Below are 20,130 nucleotides of genomic sequence, written 5' to 3'. Positions count from 1 at the left end.
AAAAGGGGCCGCTTACGAATAACCGATGATGATTTTATTGCGGGCATATACGAAAGAATCGTTGCCCATCGTTGCAGGTTAAAGAACAGAGATATGAATCAGATGGCAACCAACGTACTGCGCACAATTGCTAATCAATCCTGGTATGTCGGTCGTGAAAGCTAAAGATCTATAAAATCAGCGACAATGTGACACCAAGACGCGAACTGTTCATAATATGTTTTACACACTACGAGTTTAGATAGGAATCTAAACAAGCGGATTTTGAACGGATGGATTATGCTCTCAAGCCTAACTAAAGCGCAATTTGATGTTCTCTATGCCTTTTTTCGCTCTTCGGAAGCACTAAAGCACAGCGAAATTCAATCATTGACTGGCATGCCCCTAGCAGCGGTGAATGCAACAGTTAAAGAGCTTGAGGCATTTGGCTATCTAGCGCAGCAACAGATAACAGCGGCTGGAGAGAAAGCGCTAGCCCCCTACGCGGTTGATAATGCGGTAATTATGGCTGCTGGACTTTCCTCGCGTTTTGCGCCAATTTCCTATGAGCGTCCAAAAGGTACGCTTCGGGTACGTGGTGAAGTACTAATTGAGCGCCAAATTGAGCAGCTCCACGAAGCGGGAATCACGGACATTACTGTGGTTGTCGGGTACCGGAAGGAATACTTTTTCTATCTCGCAGAAAAATACGGGGTGAACATTGTAGTCAACTCCGAATATGCAACCCGCAACAATAATGGTTCGTTATGGCTGGTGCGGGACAAACTAGCCAATACCTATGTGTGTTCCTCCGATAACTACTTCACTGAAAATCCCTTCGAATCGCACGTTTATCGTGCTTACTATTCAGCTCAGTATGTTAAAGGTGAAACTGGCGAGTGGTGCCTAAAAACAGATAGCGATGGGTTGATAACCGGAGTTACTGTCGGCGGCAGGGACGCATGGATAATGCTCGGGCATGTATATTTTGATCGTGAATTCTCGCGGACGTTTGTGGGGATACTCGAGAATGTCTACACCCTCCCGGAAACGGCTCCTAAACTGTGGGAACAAATCTATGTCGATCACCTAAACGCCTTTGCTATGGGTATCCGCAAGTATCCAGAAGGGGTGATTAACGAATTTGATTCTGTTGATGAGCTCCGCTCATTTGATCCATTATTTATGGAAAATGTGGATTCAGAAATTTTTGAAAATATTAAGAAAACCCTTGGGTGCGATGTCAACGATATTCAAGATGTCTATCCGTTGAAGCAGGGGATTACCAATCTTTCCTGTCATTTTTCCGTTAATGGCCGCGAATACGTCTATCGCCACCCAGGGGTAGGAACAGATAAAATAATGGATCGTCAAGCAGAAAGCGAAGCCTTGAACTTGGCGAGAGAACAGGGGCTTGACTCAACTTTTCTAGCGTCTGATCCGATTGAAGGATGGAAGATTTCTCGGTTTATTCCCGACTGTCGCAACCTCGACGTGAGTAATCCGGACGAATTGCGTAGGGCGATGAGGATGTCCAGGCGGCTTCATGAAAGTGGCAAAAAGCTTACGCGTAACTTTGACTTTGTGGCTGAAGGTTTGCGCTATGAAGAAATTCTTAAACATCATAGTCCTATTGACGTTCCCGGCTATGAAGCACTGCGTGAAAAAATATTGCGTTTAAAACGCTACACAGATGCCGATAATTTCCCGATTGTTCCCAGTCATAACGATTTTTCTAGCTTGAATTTCTTGGTGTCTCCCGAGGGCGATTTAGATCTTATCGATTGGGAATATGCCGGAATGTCAGATGTTGCCGCAGATTTTGGCTCGATGGTGGTCGCTACCACTGATCTGAACAATGAACTCGCAGACCAAGCGCTTGAATATTACTTTGACCGCACCCCGACTCCAGCTGAGCATCGCCACTTTTGGTCGTATGTAGTGTTCGCCGGCTGGTGTTGGTATCTCTGGTCGCTTGTTAAAGAATCCGAAGGGGATACTATCGGCGAATGGCTCTATATCTACTATTCATATGCGACTGAGAAAATCAATGATTTGCTCGCCGCCTACGAAAATGCGACCAGAGATAATTAATAGTTCTCCAGAAAATACCTACGGGCGGGGAGCGAGGCGGGCGAACTTTTCTACCTGTTTCGCGCTACCGTAAATTTGTACTTGGTCGCCCTCGGTAAGTTCGATGTCTTGCAGTACCGGTTGCCATTGGTTTTCTCGCAGCACCGCTACGATCTTTACCCCATATCGGTTCCAAAGATCGACCTCATCTAGAGGCCCGGCAGCGGACGGGGGAAGAATGGTTCTAACGATTGCGGTACCAGCAGACAGCTCCACGTAGTCCAGGTTTACCCCCCGTACCAGGTGAGCTATCCTCCTGCCCATAGCTACCTCGGGATGCACAATATGAGGCACCCCGATTTGTTCCAAGATACGGCCGTGAGCAGTCCCGGAGGACTTTGCCCACAGGTTTTTGACCCCCATATCAGTAAGCAGAGAACAGGCGAGGATAGACGCTTCCACGTGGGGGCCGCCGATACCGACTACTACGCCATCACAATCGGCTACCCCCAGCTCGGTTATCGAGGAAATATCGGTGGCATCGGTTTGCGCCACCTGGCTCAAGATGCCGTTATTGCGGTTCACTACCGTTTCGTTTAAATCGATACCGATAACCACGGCATAGTCGGACATCAGTTCGCGGGCTACGGCGCTGCCAAAGCGTCCTAAACCGAGAACCGCGTAAGTAGGTTTTGAGAAGTTAACCAATGATCGGCCTTTCTGTGGGGAAGGAAATCTTGGAGGCGCTAGGTGCGAAGGCGAGTGCGGTTGCAACCGTAATCGGACCTAGTCGTCCAATAATCATCAAAGTTATCAGGATTAGTTGCGAAGGGTTGTTAAGTTGCGGGGTTATCCCCGTAGACAGCCCCACAGTCCCAAATGCCGAAAGCACTTCAAATAGGGTTTGGGACAAGGTGAAGTGGGTTAAATACAGGATAGCGATGGTGTCGGTAGCTACCAGGATAAAGGCCAATACCACTACCGCTACCGCTTGGTGCACCACGTCAGCTGAGATGCTTTTACCAAAGACCACTGCTTGGTTGCGCCCGCGAATAACCGCAGCCACGATAGCTAGCAGGGCAAACATAGTGGTGATCTTGATACCGCCGGCAGTACCTGCAGGTCCCGCGCCAATGAACATAAAAGTATCCATCGCGAACAGGGTGGACTCATGCATTTGCCCAATATCAATCGAGTTAAAACCGGTGGTACGGGTTTGCACCGCTTGAAATATTCCAGCCAGAATCGCATCTAGGGTAGGAAGCTTTCCTAAGGTTTTCGGGTTATGCCACTCAAAAGCGGTAACAATCAGGGAAGAGAATACTAGCAGCCCGGCGGTGCCAGCTAGCACCATCCGGGTGTGTAGTGACCAGCTATAAGGTTTAAGCAAGCTGGTGCGAAGCTGAAAGAGGACGGGGAAGCCCAAACCCCCAATAATGATTGCCACTATTAGGGGTAAACATATTCCCCAATCTCCCACAAAGGAGGACAGACTATCGGAATAGAGGGAGAAGCCGGCGTTATTAAAAGCCGAAACTGCGTGGAATACCCCATGCCAGAGGGCGCGGGGCAGCGAATACCCTAAGGACAGGAAACGAATCGTCAGGGGAATGGCAGTGAATAGCTCAATCAAGAGGGAAGTGGCCAGAACCCGCCGCAGCAGGGTACGGATCCTGCCGCTGCCGCTGCGGCGTTCAGCAGCGGAGACCAGATTAGTGCTGTGGTTTTCTCGGCGGATAACTGCTTGGGCGAGCACCGCCGCAAAGCTCATTACCCCGAAGCCACCTACCTGGATCAGCAGCAAGATTACGACTTTGCCAAAATCTGTCCAATAGGTGGCGGTATCAACAATGGTTAGCCCGGTAACGCATAGGGCGGAAGTGGCGGTAAATAGTGCCGGCAGCAGGGGCAGCCCCCCGACATGCACAGTTGATACCGGTAGCATCAACAGGCAGGTTCCTATCAGCAGGGCGATGAGGAACCCCGATAAAATAACCGCCGCATAGTTAAAATAATGGCGTTGTGTTCTAGCCACGAAGTGCATATTACGCAGCTACCCTCGCGGGTGCAAGCATTATTTGTTAAACAAAATCGCCGACCTTGCCCAGCAGCAAGTGGGGGCGGACATGCTCCCCGCAACTGTCCAGCATGTGAGCAGGAGGCAGGGAAAGAAAAATGGGGGATCCCTGCCGGCTTTTAACCAACCTAGATTCTTATTCCTGCAGTTAAAGGTCACTAAAGGGCATGAGGACGCGCGGTCACGTGACTGGGGACCAGTGCAAAAATAATCCTCCGGGCATTATTTTTCTGCCATTAATGGCTCCGCTATTTTCCACTCCTGTTTCCGGTCGCTAAAATCACAAAGTAGCACCAAAAGGAGCAATAAAATGTTTGTACCTGATGTTACTGCTGTGGGGGATCGCCTTTGGGTATCTGCCCTGGTAGCAGCGCTACCGATAGTGGTATTTTTCGTTCTCGTCGGGGCATTTAGGATGCGCTCGCATCTGTCAGGTTTAATCGCCTTAGCTACGGGTTTAATCGTCGCCATCGTCGGGTTCAAAATGCCCATCACCATGGCTATATCCGCCAGCCTGCTGGGAGCTTTAAAAGGGCTAATCCCGATCATTGTGATTGTGATTGCGGCGGTGTGGCTGCACCGCCTAATGCAAGCAACCGGACGCGAAACTGATTTACGGAAGGTTTTCTCCGCAGTAGGAAACGGGGATTTGCGGATTCAAACCATGCTGATTGCCCTCTGTTTCGGGGGTCTGCTCGAGGGGCTATCAGGTTTTGGGGTGCCGGTAGCGATTGTGACTGCTTTACTGATGGGACTGGGGTTCAAACCGCTAAAAGCTGCAGTCATCGCCCTGGTGGCGAACACTTCTCCCGTGGCCTATGCAGCTTTCGGGGTGCCGATTACCACTGCCGCCGCACTCATGAGTGGACATCACATCAATGAAAATGCCGCTGATATAGCAAAATACGTGTCTTTGACGGAACCAGCGGTGGCGTTGGCGATTCCTTTCGTCCTTATCTTGCTAATAGATAGGAAGAATTTTCGACAACTATTTCCCCTAGCGCTGGTAATGGGGCTGGTAGAAGGCATCGGCCAGTTCTTGACTTTGCGTTTTATCTCTTTCGAGTTGGGTGGGGTGCTCCCTCCGATAGTGACTTTCCTGGTGGTGTGGTTGATGGTGCTAATCTATCGTCCTCCGATTCCGAAAGAGTTTGTAACTGAAAAGCCCACTGATCTGCGCATAGGGCGGGTGGTGATGGCGGTGCTGCCTTATTCTTTGGTGATTGCGGTTTTGTCTTTGGGACGGATGGTGTCTCTGTTTGCGAACACTCTAAGCGCCACTGACCTGCAGGTTAGCTGGCCGGCACTGGCTGGGAAGGTAGCGAGCGCCGATAACCCCCAGGTGGCCTCCCATATCGGCACCGTGATAATCCCCATCCTTTCCCAACCGGGGATCCTGATCGCATTCTCCGCGATCATCACCGGCATAGCTTTTTCCCTGCTGCACGAAAAGGGAACCTATCCCTTGGGGGCTAAGCGGGTGCTAAAAGAACTGGGGGCTGCCATCCATTCTATGCGCTTTTCGGCGGCCACCATTTTAGAAGTGATGGCGCTGGCCTACCTGATGAATATCTCCGGCATGGTCTTGACCATCGGAACCTTACTGGCAAGCACCGGAACTTTCTTCCTGGTACTGTCTCCGCTGATTGGATACCTGGGCACCGCGATTTCGGGGTCAAGTACCTCCGCTAACGCCCTCTTTGCCTCCCTACAAGAAACCACCGCCTTGCAGATTGGTCTGCCCGGTGCCTTTGCAGTCGCAGTCAATACCGCCGGGGGAGTAATCGGGAAACTGATCGCCCCGCAATCCCTGGCGATTGCGGCCGCCTCTATGGGTGCGCCAGAAAAGGAAATCGAACTGTTACGCGAAGTTATTCGCTGGTCGCTTGGTCTGCTACTTTTCGTAGTAATTATCTGCTTCGCCGGCGGAATGCTGCTCCTGCACTAATTACCCTAGCGCTTTATAGCTGATAGCTTTGCATAGCCGTAACTACGGTAAATCGTTTCCGGCACTAGGGGTGAGGAGGCGCAGCCAGCTGGGGAGGGTAATAGCGACTAGGATCAACGCAACCGCGAGTGCACCCATCCAGCCAAACTGTTCATGTAACACGAATGCTCCGATTATCGCTGCTACCGCCGGGTTTAATGCTGATAGTAGTCCGGTCATTTCTGCCGATACCCGCGCCTGAGCAACCGGCTGGAAAGTAAAACCGAAAACCGTACACACCACTACTAGCACTGCCAACATTCCCCATTGCGCCGGAGAGGAGGGCAAATGCGGGGATTCCACGAAAAAACTGGCGCTCCCAGCTAAGAGTGCGAGCGTACCAAGCTGAATAATTCCGACAGTGAACCCTTCCTCGGGGCTATGGGTTACTCGATCGGTAACGATGATGGTTACTGCGTAACAGACGGCTCCCAGTAGGGCGATTAAGAGCCCGGTAGAAAGGTTCCCGCCAGGCAGGGTCAGCATCCCCACCCCGGTAACCGCCAGAAAAGCCGATACCAGCATTATGGGATTAGGGTGCATCCTCGCCAAAGCAGCAGTGGCGAGTGGCACCATCACGATGCTGGTGTGTTCGGTGAGCGCTACTGGCCCAGTATCTGCCATAGTCAAGGCGGTCAGTTCCAGTGACATCACCAGGAAATATAGGAATCCAATCAGGAATCCCGCTACCCATACTTTCCGGCTGGCGCGGTAGAGGCGGCGAGCAAACAGCGCTGCCAGTACCAGGAAAGCGATCCCAAATCTTAGCGCCAATACGTTGAAGGTGCTCATGGTTTCTAGCAGCAATTTGCTGAAAATAAACGAAGTCCCACGAGCCATCATCACCAGAGCTAACAGGATTTCCAGCCCGCGCGCGTTCGTTTTCTTCATCTTTGCCACCCTATCAACGAAGCACGCGGCTCAGACTTAAAGGTTCTACTTTTGAAATACCCGCTGGTAACTAGGGGAGCGCGAGTTCAAAAACGCGAGACTATATTGAAATCTAGTGAGGACACCGCCTAAAAATAATGCTCAGGATTAGCGATCTCAGGGCGAGGACGCGACTATGGATAAGTTTTTAGAACTCTGCTAGGGATTTAAGGAGATACAAATTGGTAACATACAGGTATTCCTAGGTTTTACTCTTGGAATGTCACAGTGCCAGGTATATGAGGTTTAGTATGGGCGAAAATCATTCCTACGGTCTTGATTGGATCGATGAAGATGCTTTGTATGAGGTTACAAGGCTATCTTTTGAGAAAGCATTTAAGAAGATAGAGTCTGCAAAACGCGGCAAGACCCTTCCTCCAGATCCCTTCACTTTAGTAGCTCATGCTGTGCTTGGAGGTGAAGGATTAGCGCAGGCGCAGATTTTTGAAGAACAGCGATCCTTCAATAAGACCCTGTCAGGAAATGTGGGTTACTGGCATCAACGGGTGCTGGGACTGGCAAAGAATTGGACTGAAACTGGCGCCTCGGGTGGATCCATAGATTTGAGAACAATACCGGGATTTTTGCATCCTCTACATGGAAAACCGCTGTTTGCGGAGGTGAAGAATCGGTTCAACACCATCAAAGCATCCGATGAAAAATTTACCTGGGATCGCCTAGATTCTCTTGCGCGCGCCAATGATGCCATCGCTTATCTGTTCCAGATAGTGCCAAAAACTCCAGAGCAATACGATCACCCCTGGAAAGTATCGGGACGCTCTGAAAAACCAATCGTTAGGGTATGTGACGGGGTAACTGCTTATGCCTTAGTGTTCGAACGCCCCACTGCTTTACACGAGCTCTATATGGCATTACCGCGGATTTTTGCAGATTTTACTGGTGAGGGCGTAAAGCTCGATGAAGCAGAAATGGAAAAGTTATTCACAACTAGCTTGCCAGCCTAGCGGACAGGAAATAATTTATAGTAACCTTTACCTAGGCAAGGGTACTAGGTCAAGGGGTGTTGATGGGCAACAAGCTGGTTCAAATTGGTATAGCCGCTGGGGAGTTAAAAGTATCGGTTGATACTATTCGTCGTTGGGCTAAACAGGGGCTGATTAAATCTAGTAGGGATGGACGAGGAAACCGTCTATTTAATGTGGCTGAAATCGAAAGATTGCAGCGGAAACTTTCGGGTAATGGCGAGGAAAAACCATTTACTGTTTTGCGTTCGGATAAAACCTATCCCCGGGCTACCTGCATAGATTTGTTCGCAGGAGGTGGCGGTACCGCTCTTGGTTTCCATAATGCTGGATTGCCACATGTGTTTCTCAATGAGTTTGACCGGGACGCGGTAGCTACTTTGCGGCAAAATAGTCAGGCTCACGGCTTTGACTGGAACATCTGCCCCGATGACGTGCATGAGGTAGATTTTTCAAAGCTGGACGCGCAAGTTATCCAAGCCGGTTTCCCATGCCAAGCGTTTTCCTATGCAGGGAAAAGCCGAGGCTTCGAGGATACGCGCGGCACCCTATTCTTCGAGTTTGCTCGGGCTATCAGAGCAATCCGTCCCGCGATTGCAATCGGCGAGAATGTGCGCGGACTGGTCAAACACGATCACGGCAATACTCTTACCACCATGCTCAATACCTTTGATGAACTAGGGTACCGAGTAAACTACCAAGTCTTGCGGGCTCAATACCTAGATGTGCCGCAAAAGCGCGAACGACTTATCTTGTTTGCCACTCGCAAAGACCTGGATTTGCCAATCATTTTCCCTAAAGAAAATGACTATGTAGTAACTCTGAAAGAGGCGCTGCAAAATGTTCCGCAGTCCCCTGGGCAGCGCTACACCGAGCGTAAAGCCAAGGTTATGGAAATGATTCCCGAGGGCGGAAACTGGCGAGACCTACCTGATGAGATACAGCGAGAATATATGGGTGCCTCCTACTTTTTAGGGGGAGGTAAAACTGGAATGGCGCGTCGTATGGCATGGAATCAGCCGGCACTTACTTTAACCTGTAATCCGGCGCAAAAACAGACCGAGCGTTGTCACCCCAACGAAACGCGACCCTTTACTGTGCGCGAGTATGCGCGCATCCAAACTTTTCCCGATGATTGGGAGTTTTGCGGATCCATGGCCGCGCAATATAAGCAGATCGGGAACGCCGTGCCAGTGAACTTGGGTTACCACGTAGGCAGGTGTGTGCTGGCAGCATTAGGCGAAATTCCGCTAGAAGACACTATGGAGGTAGTAGCGCCCCTTTCTCTAACACCGGGAGAAACGAAAAATAAGAGCGGCGAGCAGGGCGTCCTTATATAACATTCTTTGCCCGCCACCTAGGGAAAGCTGAGCGAATCCCAGAAAGATATCCCAGTAAAGCTGGTCGTAAGTATCTAGGGTAGCCGCACTAATGATGTTTCTAGTGCTACACGCATGATAGACAACTATCTCTTAGTTATCTCACGCTTGTTCGGTGCTTATTTACCGCCCTCGGTCGCCGGTTTTACGGGAATATCTTTGATGCGCCAACCTAAGTCTTTCTTATTGACCTGGGGGTTATGGTAGGTGGCGTCTATGGTGATGGTCTGGTCTTTGGTAGGCGGATACAGGACCGGGATAGTCAGTTTGTAACCCGACTTTATGCTGGTGCCAGCCCCGTGAACGCCCCCTCCGGCAACTACCGCCTGCTCGGTGCCACCTTGTAGGGGGCGCGCATACTCTAGTGGGGCGGTACGAACCTGGCCCCGCAAAATATCGGCACCGTAAAACTTGTTGTTACCATTGGGCGTGCCATGATAGTTCGCCTCGAACTGCAGACTTGTAAACCACATACTCACGTCTTTGGCGGTAACCGTAAAGGTCACCAAAGTATAGTGCGGGTACGCTACCGCTTTCGAGGCAATGATTTCCATAGTGGTGGGTTTAGCGCCGGTAGTATCGGCATCGTATGCCACCGCGGCCGGCCAAGTAGACTCGCTAGCGTCTGCAGCAGGCATCTTGGCACTCGCCGCCTGCAGTTCGGCAACCTCTTTCTTAACCGGAGTTTTTATGCTGACTTCGACCCGCCGGTTCTTCGCCCGCGCCTCCGGGGTAGTTCCTGGTACCGCCGGTTGGGTAGCGGCTTTACCAGAGGCCTTAAAACTAAAACCGGCCAGCTCAGATTTTCCAGCCAAAACCGCTTTTACCGCATTGGCGCGGTTTTCACTCAAGACTTGGTTCCCCACGTTCTTATCGGGTACATCATCGGTGTGCCCAACAATGGTGACTTCGCCCGGCTCGTGAGTAGCTAGGGCGGCGGCTGCCTGATCGAGGACAGATTTGGAGTCCGGTTTAATATCCCATTTCCCCGAGTCAAAGAATACGTCTGCCGCCAAAGTTACATTCAGGTTCTCCTTACCGGAGGAAATCCCCATCCCCGGGGTCATAGTGTATTGGGTGTAGGGGGCGTGGATATTTACCTCTGCGTCCTGCGGTATCTTCCCCAGTGCTTTTTGCACCTTCTGGGGAGCCTGCGCACTGTCAAGAACTGGCACGTTCGCCGCAAACCCGATTAGCCCCACTGAAACCCCGGCGGCTTTAGTGTCTTTACCGATGTCGCCGAAAGGCACTAGTACAGATTCTTTTAATTCGCCTTTTTGCTGTTCTTTAAAAGAATGCATCTGTTCTTTTTTTAGTTTTGCGTCCTGCGGCACCCAAGCAACCTGGTTATCTTTCATTCTGAGCGGCTCGAACACTTCCGAATCGTTGAGCAGGAAAATCCCCGAATAAGCGATTTGCTCAGTGTTATTGACGCTAGTAATCGCCTGCCCCACATTTGTGTTAGCAGGCCACCCGGTCACTTCTTTTGAATATCCTGCCGCTAGCGCTAGAACTGAGGTTCCGTCCTCTTGTCGATATATGGGACCTACTTTTGCCCACATGGAACCATTATTGTATTTACCTTTAATGTCCACGGACGCTGGCGCTTGATCCGCGGTTCTGGTAGAGGCCGGCTTTGAAGAAGAATTGGAGGGGGGAGTCTTAGAACCGCAGCCGCTAAGACTAAAGGTCAAAGCGACTACGGTTATAAGGGAAGCGGTAATCGAAAAAATTTTATTCATGGGCGTCTCCTGCAGCTATTGCAGTTATCAAGCTATAGGACGACGGTTAAATAAAACTGGACGATTCCGTAAATTTTAAGTAAATAATAAATGGGTTATTTTAATCTTCTTTACTTAAGGTCATTCCGGGAGTGGTTACCCGGCTAGCGCTGAATTACCCGCTGGCGAATGTCTTGTAGCTGCTTAGGATGCGGCTCATCGCTGGCAACCCCAAACGGCATTTGCGCATCTAGCACCCAGGTTTCGGGCAGGTCAAACAGCTGTTTCACCGCGTGGTCAATCACCGGATTGTAGTGCTGTAGGGAAGCGCCAATGCCCGCCTCGCGGAGCGCTACCCACAGCGAAAACTGCAGCATGGCCAGGGATTGCGCTGCCCAGTGCGGGAACTTGTCAGCATAGGTGGTGAACTTACCCGCCATCTCTTCGGTGACTTCCTGGTCATAGAAGTAGAGAATAGTGCCGTAACCGGCACGGAAAGAATCGATCTTTTCCCGCGGAACTTTACCTTCAAAAACCTCGAAGACCCGATTCCAGAGGGCGTCTTGATTCTCGCCGGTAACTACCAGTAGGCGCTGTGATTGCATGTTGAAAGCATCTGGTACCTGCGCGGTTACCTCGTCAATCAAATCCAGCAGTTCCTGGTGGCTTAAGGGGATCTTCCGCTCCAGCTGGTATCGCGAACGGCGATCCTGCAATAGTTCCAAGGTCTTCATAGCTATTCCTTTCCTCTGCTTCGCCTTAATCTTCTAGGAGAAAACACCAAGTCGCTAGAGGCGACGCAGAAATTCAGCTTATGGCGCATAAAACCTATCCGCATTATGACGTCTAGTTCGTATCGTTATTTTCCATTAACAGGGAACTGGCTAGCTCTGCCATAGAGCCGGAAGATTTAACTATCGAAGTAAAGAGGTCGCGTTTACGTTGTTGCAGCTGGGAGACTTTTTCTTCGATGGTTCCCTTCGCCACCAGGCGGTAGACATTAACCGGGCGGTCTTGCCCAATGCGGTGAGCGCGGTCGATTGCCTGTTCTTCCACCGCGGGGTTCCACCACGGATCCATCACAAACACATAGTCGGCGGCAGTCAAAGTAAGTCCGGTCCCGCCTGCCCGCAGGGAAATCAAGAAAGCTTGTGCGTCTCCCTCCGAAAACTCCTTAACCACCTGGTCGCGCTGCCGGGTAGAACCATCGAGATAAGCAGTTATTATTCCCGCCCCCTCCAAAGCCTCTTTAATTAACTTTAAATAAGAGGTGAACTGGGAAAACACTAAGGCTTTATGGCCAGGTATTGCCTGTAGCTGTTCCACCAGAGCGTTAGTTTTCGCGCTGGTTATTCCCGCGCGTCCTCCTACCAGACGCAGGTCCAGGCTGGCTCGCCGCAGCGCCGTCAGCGCCGCCAAAATCGACATGCGGTCACCGGAGCGCAGTAACCCACTAACCTGGTGGCGCGCCTGAGCCTCTAGTTCCCGATAAGTGGCAATATGCCCCGGCTCTAAATCAACCCGCAACACCTGTTCAATCTTCGGAGGCAAATCCGGTGCCACCTCCGCTTTAGTGCGCCGCAACATATAGGGAGCCACCAGAGAACGCACCTGGGTGAGCCCGCGCAGCTGCAAGGCAGAAAACTGCTCCCGCGAAAGCAAAGTTCCCGGTTGCGCCAAAGATAAAATCGCATGCAAATCCGCTAAAGAATTCTCTAGGGGAGTGCCAGTCGCACAAATCGTCCACTTTCGATCCAAATCATTGAGGACGCGCCAGGCTTGAGTACGCGGATTCTTCACTAGCTGCGCTTCGTCACAAATCACCCCCTGCCATTGGGGCTGTAAGAAAGTCTCGGAGTGGCGGCGCAGCAACCCATAGGAGGTAACCACTAAATCTGCCCCGCTAAAACCGTCCTCGATATCGCTGCCGCTACGCAGCGCCCGCACCTCCATCTCGGGATAAAAGCGCTGTGCTTGCGACTCCCAAACGTTAATCACCGAAGTTGGTGCCACTACCAGCACCGGACTCGAGGTGGGCAAGGACTTAATCGCCGCTAAAATCTGCAGGGTTTTCCCCAGCCCCATTTCATCGGCAAGCACTGCTCCGGGACCAATCGCTAGTTGCGCCAGCAACCAGGACACCCCCGTGCGTTGATATTCGCGCAGCTTAGCGGTGTGGGGCGGGGCTATCGGCGGCAACTTTAGCTGGCGTGACTTCCATGCTTCCAGGCCGCGAACCTGCGCCTGCGTGCCCTCCAAAATCTGGGAAAGGTCAATAATCGCCGGGTGAATACCGCGCCGATTAAGGCCAGCGCGCTCAATTAGCAGCGTCAGCCGATCCAGATCTGCTTCGCTTAGGTAAGTATCGGCATCGATTAGCCCACCGCGCTCGCGAATCTTCGCAATCTCTAAGGCCCCAAAGTCACGATCATCTAAATGTAACCGCACCTTGGGGGTGAACCAGCCGTAAGTGTTGGGAGCTAAATCTACGATGATCTCCCCGCCCCTTTGCGAAAATGAACGGGGAATCCCATGGCGATTAACCTCTAAATCTTGAGCCTCAAAAACGGTTTCCAGCTCATCGAGTAACTGGTTAATGCGGTGAGCGGGGCAAGAAAGAAAACTATCGAAAGTGAAAACCCCTTCTTGACAGCGCAACCACTTCGTCACCTGGGTTTTCAGCTCCGCAATCTGAACTGGCAGGGCGCTGGTTTCAATCTTTTCACCCCCAAGTTCGCGCATGGCGCGCAGGTGAATCCGGTAAAGATCCTCTGCTCGGGAAGTTCCAACTTCTAGCAGGTAGCGATATTTTGGGAACTCAAAACTGTCATCCAAAGAATAGACCGGGAAACTTTCGGCGAGGCGCGGAAAATCTTGTAACAAAAAATCCGGTAAATCTGCTTGCGGCACCCGCACCGGTTTCGCCCCCAACACTCGGTTAAGCGCCCCGAAGCGATCATCCCAGAGAGCAAAACACCCCAGCTGTTCGCTGGCCACCAGTTCTAGACCGGCTGCCACGCAGGTAGCGGCGACTGTGCGCTGGGCAGGGTCTTTACCGGCAGAAAAATCAATCCCGAAGCGCAGCGCCACGTCACCCGGGGCGCAAATATCCAGGAAAGGACGCGCCAGAATCGGAGAAAAACGCAAAGGAGTGAGGGGCTCGGTACCTAGGGCAAAAGAAAATCCGGCTCGCGCCAGGCTGCGAATAGTAGGGGATACCTGCGCGGCCTCCTCGGAAGATAGCCGCTGGGGAGCTTTTTCTAATAGCCCAGCCACCTGCCGTAAATGGCTCAGCTGCGCCCTATCTAAACCGGCAGAAACCGACTCCCATTTAGTTTGGCAAAGGTCACGCCAACTGGCACGATTACGGGTCCAAGTGCCAGAAACTTCCCGGCGCAGGGGATGGAAACTACCATCTAATTCAATGCAAATTCCCAGGTCAGCGCCAGGAGTAATTTCGGGATGCGGGGAAGTGAACATTGCGGAAATCAGGCGTCGCCACGCCGGTTCCGGGGCATTGCTACTCACGCGTTCCTCCTTTGCTCATCCTTCCTACTCTAGCAAGGACGCTAGACTGGGCTCTATGAAGATTGTGCGATTTCGGATTGATGACCACCCTATTTACGGAGCTTTAGAGGACGGAAGTGAACGGATAGTAGCCCTCAAAGGTGACCCCCTATTCCAAAAGGCGGAACCCTCCGGACAGCTCTATAACTTAGAGGAGGCGCGGCTGCTGTCTCCGGTTATTCCTCGCTCGAAAGCAGTTAGCTGCTGCGCGAATCTCGCGGGTAAGACGGCGGGTTCCGAGCAGTGGCCGCAGGTAGCGATCAAACCCAATACCGCGGTGATTGGCCCGGATGATCCCATAGCGATTCCTACTTGGGGCGGCGAGGAGGCGCGCGTATTCGTAGGACTAGCGGCGGTCGCTAAAACTATTTGTAAAAACTTGACTCCGGAGCAGGTGGGGAAGGTAATCGCCGGGTGGACTATTGGGGTAGATTGCGCGAGCGGCAGCGAAGAAATCAGTTTCGCTCAGGCAAAGGCTTGGGATACTTCCGCAGTAGTGGGGCCCTGGATTGTGGTTGACCCCGATTTTGATCCAGATAGCCTCACCATTAGCGCCAGCGTTTCCGGGCAAGAGGTTGCCTCCGCTAACAGTGCTGACTTGCCGCTAACAGCCGCCGAAGCTTTCGCGAAGGTCAGTTCCATGATGACTTTGCTGCCCGGGGACGTGGTGATCGTAGGAGGAATCGAGCTGCCGCAACCTCTAAGCCCCGGTGCGCGCCTAGAAAGCGCCATCACCGGGGTGGGGCAGATGGAAAATATGGTGGTCAGCGCGAACCGCTAGACCGTTAACGCCTCCGGCAAGCAGCGCGACTAATCGTTTTCTGTTTCGCGTAGCGCACTAGCTAGCCGCCGGGTCATCTCCAGGAACAGGTAGCGAGGAGTAGCAGCGTTAAGTCGCAACAGACCGGGGTAGCCGGTACCCAGAATCTCGCCCCCATTTACCCCCACGCGGGCTCTCTCCTCCGCGATCTTGACCGGATTTTCGCAATAGCTACGCGCGTCCCATAGTGATAGGTAGGTTCCCTCCACTTCCGGGATTTCCAGCCGGGGGGCAATCTGTAGCGCCAAATCCCGGGAGCGAGCTAGATTTTCGCGAATATAGCCTTTGATTTCTTGCAGCCAAGCGCCTCCCTCTTGGTAGGCGGCGCGAGCGGCCAAAGCTCCCAGCGGAGTCGCGCCCATCGCTAGTTGGGTAGTCACCCCTGACTGTTCAAAAAGATCACGTAGCGGTGAGGGCGGCAAAATCATTTGCGCGCAATGAAGTCCCGCCAGGTTCCAGCCCTTAGAGGCCGCATGAGCTGTAACCGTAATCTGGGTGAAAGCAGGATCTAGGCTGGCAAAAGGAATATGGTGAGCTTTATCTTTCAGCACCAGGGGTGCATGGATTTCATCGGCAAATACTGTTACTTGATGGGCCAGTGCCAGTTCGCCCACTTTTCTCAGCTCTGCTTCGCTCAGGACGCGCCCGGTCGGGTTCCAAGGGTTGCAAAGTATCAGCAGCTTAGCTTTTTCTTGACTGAGGGCGCTTTCGAGTGCCTCAAAATCTAGCTCCCAGCGGCCCTGCTGATAGCGACTTTTAACCTCGATTAAATCTCGTCTCTGCTGCGCGGGGATAGTTAAAAACGGCATATATGCCGGAGTGGGTACCACCACCGCCTGTCCGGCTTTAGTGGTCAGTTGGATTTGAGCGCGCAGAATCGAAAGCACATCGGAGGAGATAAAAACATCTTCGGCGCTCACCTGCCAGCCATAGGAATCAGCTAGAAACCTTCGTGTCTCTTGCTGGAGGTCTTTGACCAGGTCAGGCGGCATATAACCAAAGAAACCATCATCGATAGCGCGGTGCAGACAGCGTGCAACCGCGGGCGCGGTTCCAAAATCCATTTCTGCAACCCAGGCTCCCCATAAAGGCTCACCCTCGAACGTCTTCCCTGTCCATTTTAAAGAACCTCGTCGTCGTAGTTCTTGCAGGGATAAACGATCAAAATCTTGCATGCCTCCACCCTACGCCCCCAGACCAGTCAAGGCGCGGGTAAATGAGGTCTAAAGAGACTGCGGGAAAAGTATAGGCGGGGCGCCAGGTTAGCCGTGACAATCCCCAGGTTCGAGAATCAGGCGGGGAGCGAAGTAGAATCAAGGGGAACTGATGATTTTACGCAAGGAGATTTTAGGTATGAATCCGGATGCTACTTCCCCGATTCGGGTGCGGTTTTGCCCTTCACCCACCGGCACCCCGCATGTGGGAATGGTGCGTACCTGCCTGTTTAACTGGGCATATGCGCGCCATACTGGGGGAACTTTTGTTTTCCGGATCGAGGACACCGATGCCAAACGCGACTCGGAAGAATCCTTTGAGCAAATCCTAGAGTCTCTACGCTGGCTGGGACTAGATTGGGACGAGGGCGTCGATAAGGGCGGCCCCTACGGTCCCTATCGCCAAAGCGAACGTATGGATATTTATAAAGAGGTGGCAGATAAGCTGCTCGCCGGGGGATTCGCCTACGAATCCTATTCCACCCCCGAAGAAATCGCTGCCCGCCATAAAGCTGCCGGTCGCAATCCGCATCTGGGATATGACGGATATGACCGCAACTTGACGGAAGAACAGATCGCTGCTTTCCGCGCTGAAGGCCGCCAGCCAGTGCTGCGGATGCGGATGCCTGATGAAGATATTACTTTCCATGACTTGGTGCGCGGAGACATCACTTTCCAGGCCGGTTCAGTTCCTGACTATGTGATTGTGCGCGGCGGCGGCGATCCTCTCTATACCTTGGTAAACCCGGTAGATGACGCGCTGATGCATATCACGCACGTGCTGCGCGGGGAAGACCTACTTTCATCCACCCCCCGCCAAATTGTGCTTTACCGCGCCCTCATCGAGTTGGGGATTGCGGATCGGGTACCCGAGTTCGCGCATCTGCCCTATGTAATGGGGGAGGGCAATAAGAAGCTTTCCAAGCGTGACCCGGAATCAAATCTGCTTTTGCACCGGGAAAACGGGATGATTCCCGAAGGGCTAGTGAACTATTTAGCCCTGCTAGGTTGGGCTTTATCTGCCGATAGGGATGTGTTTAGCAAAGAAGAAATGATTGCGGCTTTCGATATTGAGGATGTGAATCCTAATCCGGCGCGTTTTGACTCTAAGAAGGCCTTGGCGATTAACGCTGACCATATTCGGATGTTGGAAACTGGCGATTTCACTGAGCGGATTGTTCCTTACCTGCACGCGGGCGGATTCGTGAGTGCCGAGAAGCTATCGGATTTAACCGATAAAGAAAAACAGCTTTTGGAGGCGGCCGCTCCGCTTGCCCAGAGCCGGATGCAGGTACTTTCTCAAGCTAAGAGCCTGCTGGGATTCCTATTTATTGCTGATGACCAGGTGGAATATCAAGAAAAACCGCTGCGCAAACTCAAAGATAATGCTCCTCAGGTGCTGGAGGCCGCGGCTAAAGTGGTAGACGGTCTGCCAGAAGGGGAAGTAGGGGAGACCGGCACCATTGGTGATCCGGAGGCAGTAAAAGCCGCTATGAGCAAGGTAATGGTGGAAGAAATGGGGCTCAAACCCCGAGTGGCTTTCCAGCCGCTATTCATGGCGATCACTGGATCTAACGTATCGATCCCGGTGTTTGACTCCATCGGGATTTTAGGTAAAGAGGCCAGCATCAACCGCCTGCGTAAGCTACAAAACCACCTGGAACAGGCATAATCTCAGGTGATTAGTCACACAAGGAATTTATTTGAAGCACCCTAACCGCCTGCGTTAGAGTAGATGACTGCAGCCCAGCGCAAGCTGAGGTTAGCAGCCCTTGGGGTATGGTGTAATCGGTAACACAGCTGATTCTGGTTCAGCCATTCTAGGTTCAAGTCCTGGTACCCCAGCGAAAATGGGAACCTGCTGGTTCTTGTTTCAGGCCCCCATAGTCTAGAGGCCTAGGACACCGCCCTCTCACGGCGTAGACACGGGTTCGAATCCCGTTGGGGGTACCACTGGTACTTTTCTTTTGAATCCTATTTTTCTGCTATATTTCTCGGATCTGGGTTTTTATTTAGTCCCAAAGTCGAAACTTTCGCCAATGCTAAAGTGATAGCCATGTCTGGAAAAATTGTTGCTACTCGCGGAATGCGAGACTTTTTACCCACCGAAAAAACTTGGCGTGAACGCGTCCTTAGCGTCCTGCGCGAAACCTACACTTCCCTGGGGTTTATGGAGATAGAAACCCCAGCCCTGGAGCCGATCGCGCGGCTGCAATCTGGGCAAGGTGGCGAAAACGAGAAAATGATTTTCCAGGTGATGCGGCGCGGACTAGATCCGCAAACAGGCATCCTGCCTGCGGAGGCTGTAGACCTAGGGCTACGCTATGACTTGACCCTTCCCTTGACCCGCTACTTCGCCAGCCACCAAGCGGAGCTGCCGAACGTGTTTCGCGCCTTCCAGACCGGGCCAGTGTGGCGTGCTGAGCGGCCCCAAAAGGGGCGTTTCCGCCAATTTAACCAGGTAGATATCGATATATTGGGGGAAGCCTCCTTCAGCGCAGAAGTCGAAATTATCGTGACCATGTGGAACGCGATCGGCAAACTGGGGCTAGATAAAGATTCCACGATCCTGCTTAATGATCGTCGTTTCCTGCGAGAGCTCATGAAAGCAGCCGGGGTCGCAGAAGAAAAACACGATAGCGCCTTCATTACCCTCGATAAGCTGGAAAAAATTGGGGAAGAGGGAGTTATCAAAGAGCTAGTCGGGCAGGAAATAGCCGCTGACTCCCAAGCGAAAGCCCTAGTAGAGGCAGTAGGCAGTATCGCCGCGCTGGAACTGGACAGCGCAGTTGAAACTGTGCAGGTGCCTTCCCTTAACACCGAGCTGCCCCTCTTTGACCTGGGAGCCATTGCCTCCCAGGTGCGGGAGATTGCTCCGGATATCAAGATCTCTTTCACTCCCACTTTGGTGCGGGGCATGGGGTATTACACCGGACCGATTTTCGAAGTTTCCCACACGGCCTCCGGCTCCTCGATTTGTGGGGGCGGACGCTATGACGGGGTAGTAGGGCGCTGGCTAGGGCGCGATGTTCCCGCAGTCGGATTCAGTTTCGGGTTTGAACGGATCGTCGATTTGGTGTCTCTTCCTGAGGTGGGACAGCAGCTAAAAGTGGCGCTGGCCTATCAAAAGCCACATGAAGCTCTAGCAGCTTTGCATCTGCGGGAAGGGCTCCTGGAGGCAGGCGCCAGTAACGCCGGTTTGCTGAAAGCCCCGCGCAAAATGTCGGCAGGGTTCTTCGAACAGGCAGCATCCTTGGGATACAACCGGGTGCTTCTGCCCAGCCGCTACCTAGAGGCTGCCGAGCAGACCGATCCGGACTTTGAGGCTCTGCTGGAGCAAGCGCGCGTCCTCGAAAACTAGAGCCGAGGGGGGGCGAAACCACCCCGATAACCTCCCTAA

The 20,130-nt window shown here is 52.4% G+C and carries 14 protein-coding genes and 2 tRNA genes; 9 read left to right on the top strand and 7 right to left on the bottom strand.

Features of this window, described 5'->3' with window-relative positions; all coding sequences use genetic code 11:
• Nucleotides 1-279: 279 nt before the first annotated feature.
• Nucleotides 280-2,073 (top strand): phosphotransferase, encoded by a 1,794-nt coding sequence (locus tag KO216_RS05600; protein ID WP_215524067.1) that lies wholly within the window; start codon nucleotides 280-282, stop codon nucleotides 2,071-2,073.
• An 18-nt stretch (nucleotides 2,074-2,091) separates the two neighbouring features.
• On the opposite strand, the gene KO216_RS05595 is transcribed toward KO216_RS05600, so the two are convergent.
• Nucleotides 2,092-2,760: a potassium channel family protein gene (locus KO216_RS05595; RefSeq protein WP_215523292.1), complete on the bottom strand. Its 669-nt coding sequence runs from the start codon at nucleotides 2,758-2,760 to the stop codon at nucleotides 2,092-2,094.
• Nucleotides 2,753-4,087: a TrkH family potassium uptake protein gene (locus KO216_RS05590; RefSeq protein WP_215523291.1), complete on the bottom strand. Its 1,335-nt coding sequence runs from the start codon at nucleotides 4,085-4,087 to the stop codon at nucleotides 2,753-2,755. Before KO216_RS05590 ends, KO216_RS05595 begins: the two co-directional genes overlap by 8 nt.
• A gap of 352 nt (nucleotides 4,088-4,439) precedes the next feature.
• On the opposite strand from KO216_RS05590, the gene KO216_RS05585 reads away from it, so the two are divergent.
• Nucleotides 4,440-6,077, top strand: coding sequence for an L-lactate permease (locus tag KO216_RS05585; protein WP_215523290.1), 1,638 nt, complete (start codon nucleotides 4,440-4,442; stop codon nucleotides 6,075-6,077).
• Nucleotides 6,078-6,119: 42 nt separating this feature from the next.
• Here KO216_RS05585 and KO216_RS05580 read toward each other — a convergent pair whose 3' ends face one another.
• Nucleotides 6,120-7,007: a DMT family transporter gene (locus KO216_RS05580; protein ID WP_215523289.1), complete on the bottom strand. Its 888-nt coding sequence runs from the start codon at nucleotides 7,005-7,007 to the stop codon at nucleotides 6,120-6,122.
• A gap of 290 nt (nucleotides 7,008-7,297) precedes the next feature.
• Between KO216_RS05580 and KO216_RS05575 the strand changes: the two genes are divergently transcribed.
• Together KO216_RS05575 and dcm are read left to right on the top strand one after the other, a co-directional pair.
• Complete coding sequence (locus KO216_RS05575) at nucleotides 7,298-8,011, top strand: Eco47II family restriction endonuclease (RefSeq protein WP_215523288.1); 714 nt, start codon at nucleotides 7,298-7,300, stop codon at nucleotides 8,009-8,011.
• 62 nt (nucleotides 8,012-8,073) lie between these two features.
• The gene (gene dcm, locus KO216_RS05570; RefSeq protein WP_215523287.1) at nucleotides 8,074-9,369 is read left to right on the top strand and encodes a DNA (cytosine-5-)-methyltransferase; all 1,296 of its coding nucleotides are present in this window, start codon (nucleotides 8,074-8,076) and stop codon (nucleotides 9,367-9,369) included.
• A 158-nt stretch (nucleotides 9,370-9,527) separates the two neighbouring features.
• Here dcm and KO216_RS05565 read toward each other — a convergent pair whose 3' ends face one another.
• The 3 genes from KO216_RS05565 to KO216_RS05555 form a co-directional block, all read right to left on the bottom strand.
• Entirely contained in the window at nucleotides 9,528-11,150 is a 1,623-nt protein-coding gene (locus tag KO216_RS05565) for an OmpA family protein (RefSeq protein WP_215523286.1), read from the bottom strand.
• 143 nt (nucleotides 11,151-11,293) lie between these two features.
• Nucleotides 11,294-11,863: a nitroreductase family protein gene (locus KO216_RS05560; RefSeq protein ID WP_215523285.1), complete on the bottom strand. Its 570-nt coding sequence runs from the start codon at nucleotides 11,861-11,863 to the stop codon at nucleotides 11,294-11,296.
• 112 nt (nucleotides 11,864-11,975) lie between these two features.
• Nucleotides 11,976-14,657 carry a DEAD/DEAH box helicase gene (locus KO216_RS05555; RefSeq protein WP_215523284.1) on the bottom strand — a complete coding sequence of 894 codons (2,682 nt, stop codon included), beginning with the start codon at nucleotides 14,655-14,657 and terminating at the stop codon, nucleotides 11,976-11,978.
• Here KO216_RS05555 and KO216_RS05550 point away from each other — a divergent pair.
• Entirely contained in the window at nucleotides 14,602-15,477 is an 876-nt protein-coding gene (locus KO216_RS05550; protein ID WP_309547283.1) for a fumarylacetoacetate hydrolase family protein, read from the top strand. The two genes, KO216_RS05555 and KO216_RS05550, sit on opposite strands and share 56 nt — an antisense overlap.
• 29 nt (nucleotides 15,478-15,506) lie before the next feature.
• On the opposite strand, the gene KO216_RS05545 is transcribed toward KO216_RS05550, so the two are convergent.
• Nucleotides 15,507-16,691, bottom strand: a complete 1,185-nt coding sequence (locus KO216_RS05545; protein WP_215523282.1) for a MalY/PatB family protein — start codon at nucleotides 16,689-16,691, stop codon at nucleotides 15,507-15,509.
• A 151-nt stretch (nucleotides 16,692-16,842) separates the two neighbouring features.
• Here KO216_RS05545 and gltX point away from each other — a divergent pair, with 151 nt between their 5' ends.
• From gltX to KO216_RS05525, 4 genes are all read left to right on the top strand, one after another.
• Nucleotides 16,843-18,402 (top strand): glutamate--tRNA ligase, encoded by a 1,560-nt coding sequence (gene gltX, locus KO216_RS05540; protein WP_251451895.1) that lies wholly within the window; start codon nucleotides 16,843-16,845, stop codon nucleotides 18,400-18,402.
• Nucleotides 18,403-18,503: 101 nt separating this feature from the next.
• Nucleotides 18,504-18,575: transfer RNA gene (locus tag KO216_RS05535), tRNA-Gln, on the top strand.
• A gap of 32 nt (nucleotides 18,576-18,607) precedes the next feature.
• A tRNA-Glu gene (locus KO216_RS05530) sits at nucleotides 18,608-18,683 on the top strand.
• A gap of 103 nt (nucleotides 18,684-18,786) precedes the next feature.
• A complete protein-coding gene (locus KO216_RS05525; protein WP_215523281.1) occupies nucleotides 18,787-20,091 on the top strand; it encodes a histidine--tRNA ligase in 1,305 nt (434 codons plus the stop codon).
• Nucleotides 20,092-20,130: the final 39 nt, after the last annotated feature.

The sequence above is a fragment of the Varibaculum prostatecancerukia genome, from assembly GCF_943169825.2.
In the GTDB taxonomy this organism is placed as follows: domain Bacteria; phylum Actinomycetota; class Actinomycetes; order Actinomycetales; family Actinomycetaceae; genus Varibaculum; species Varibaculum prostatecancerukia.
The sequence above is the reverse complement of the archived record's forward strand: the minus strand, read 5'-3'. Positions and strand labels throughout refer to the sequence as shown.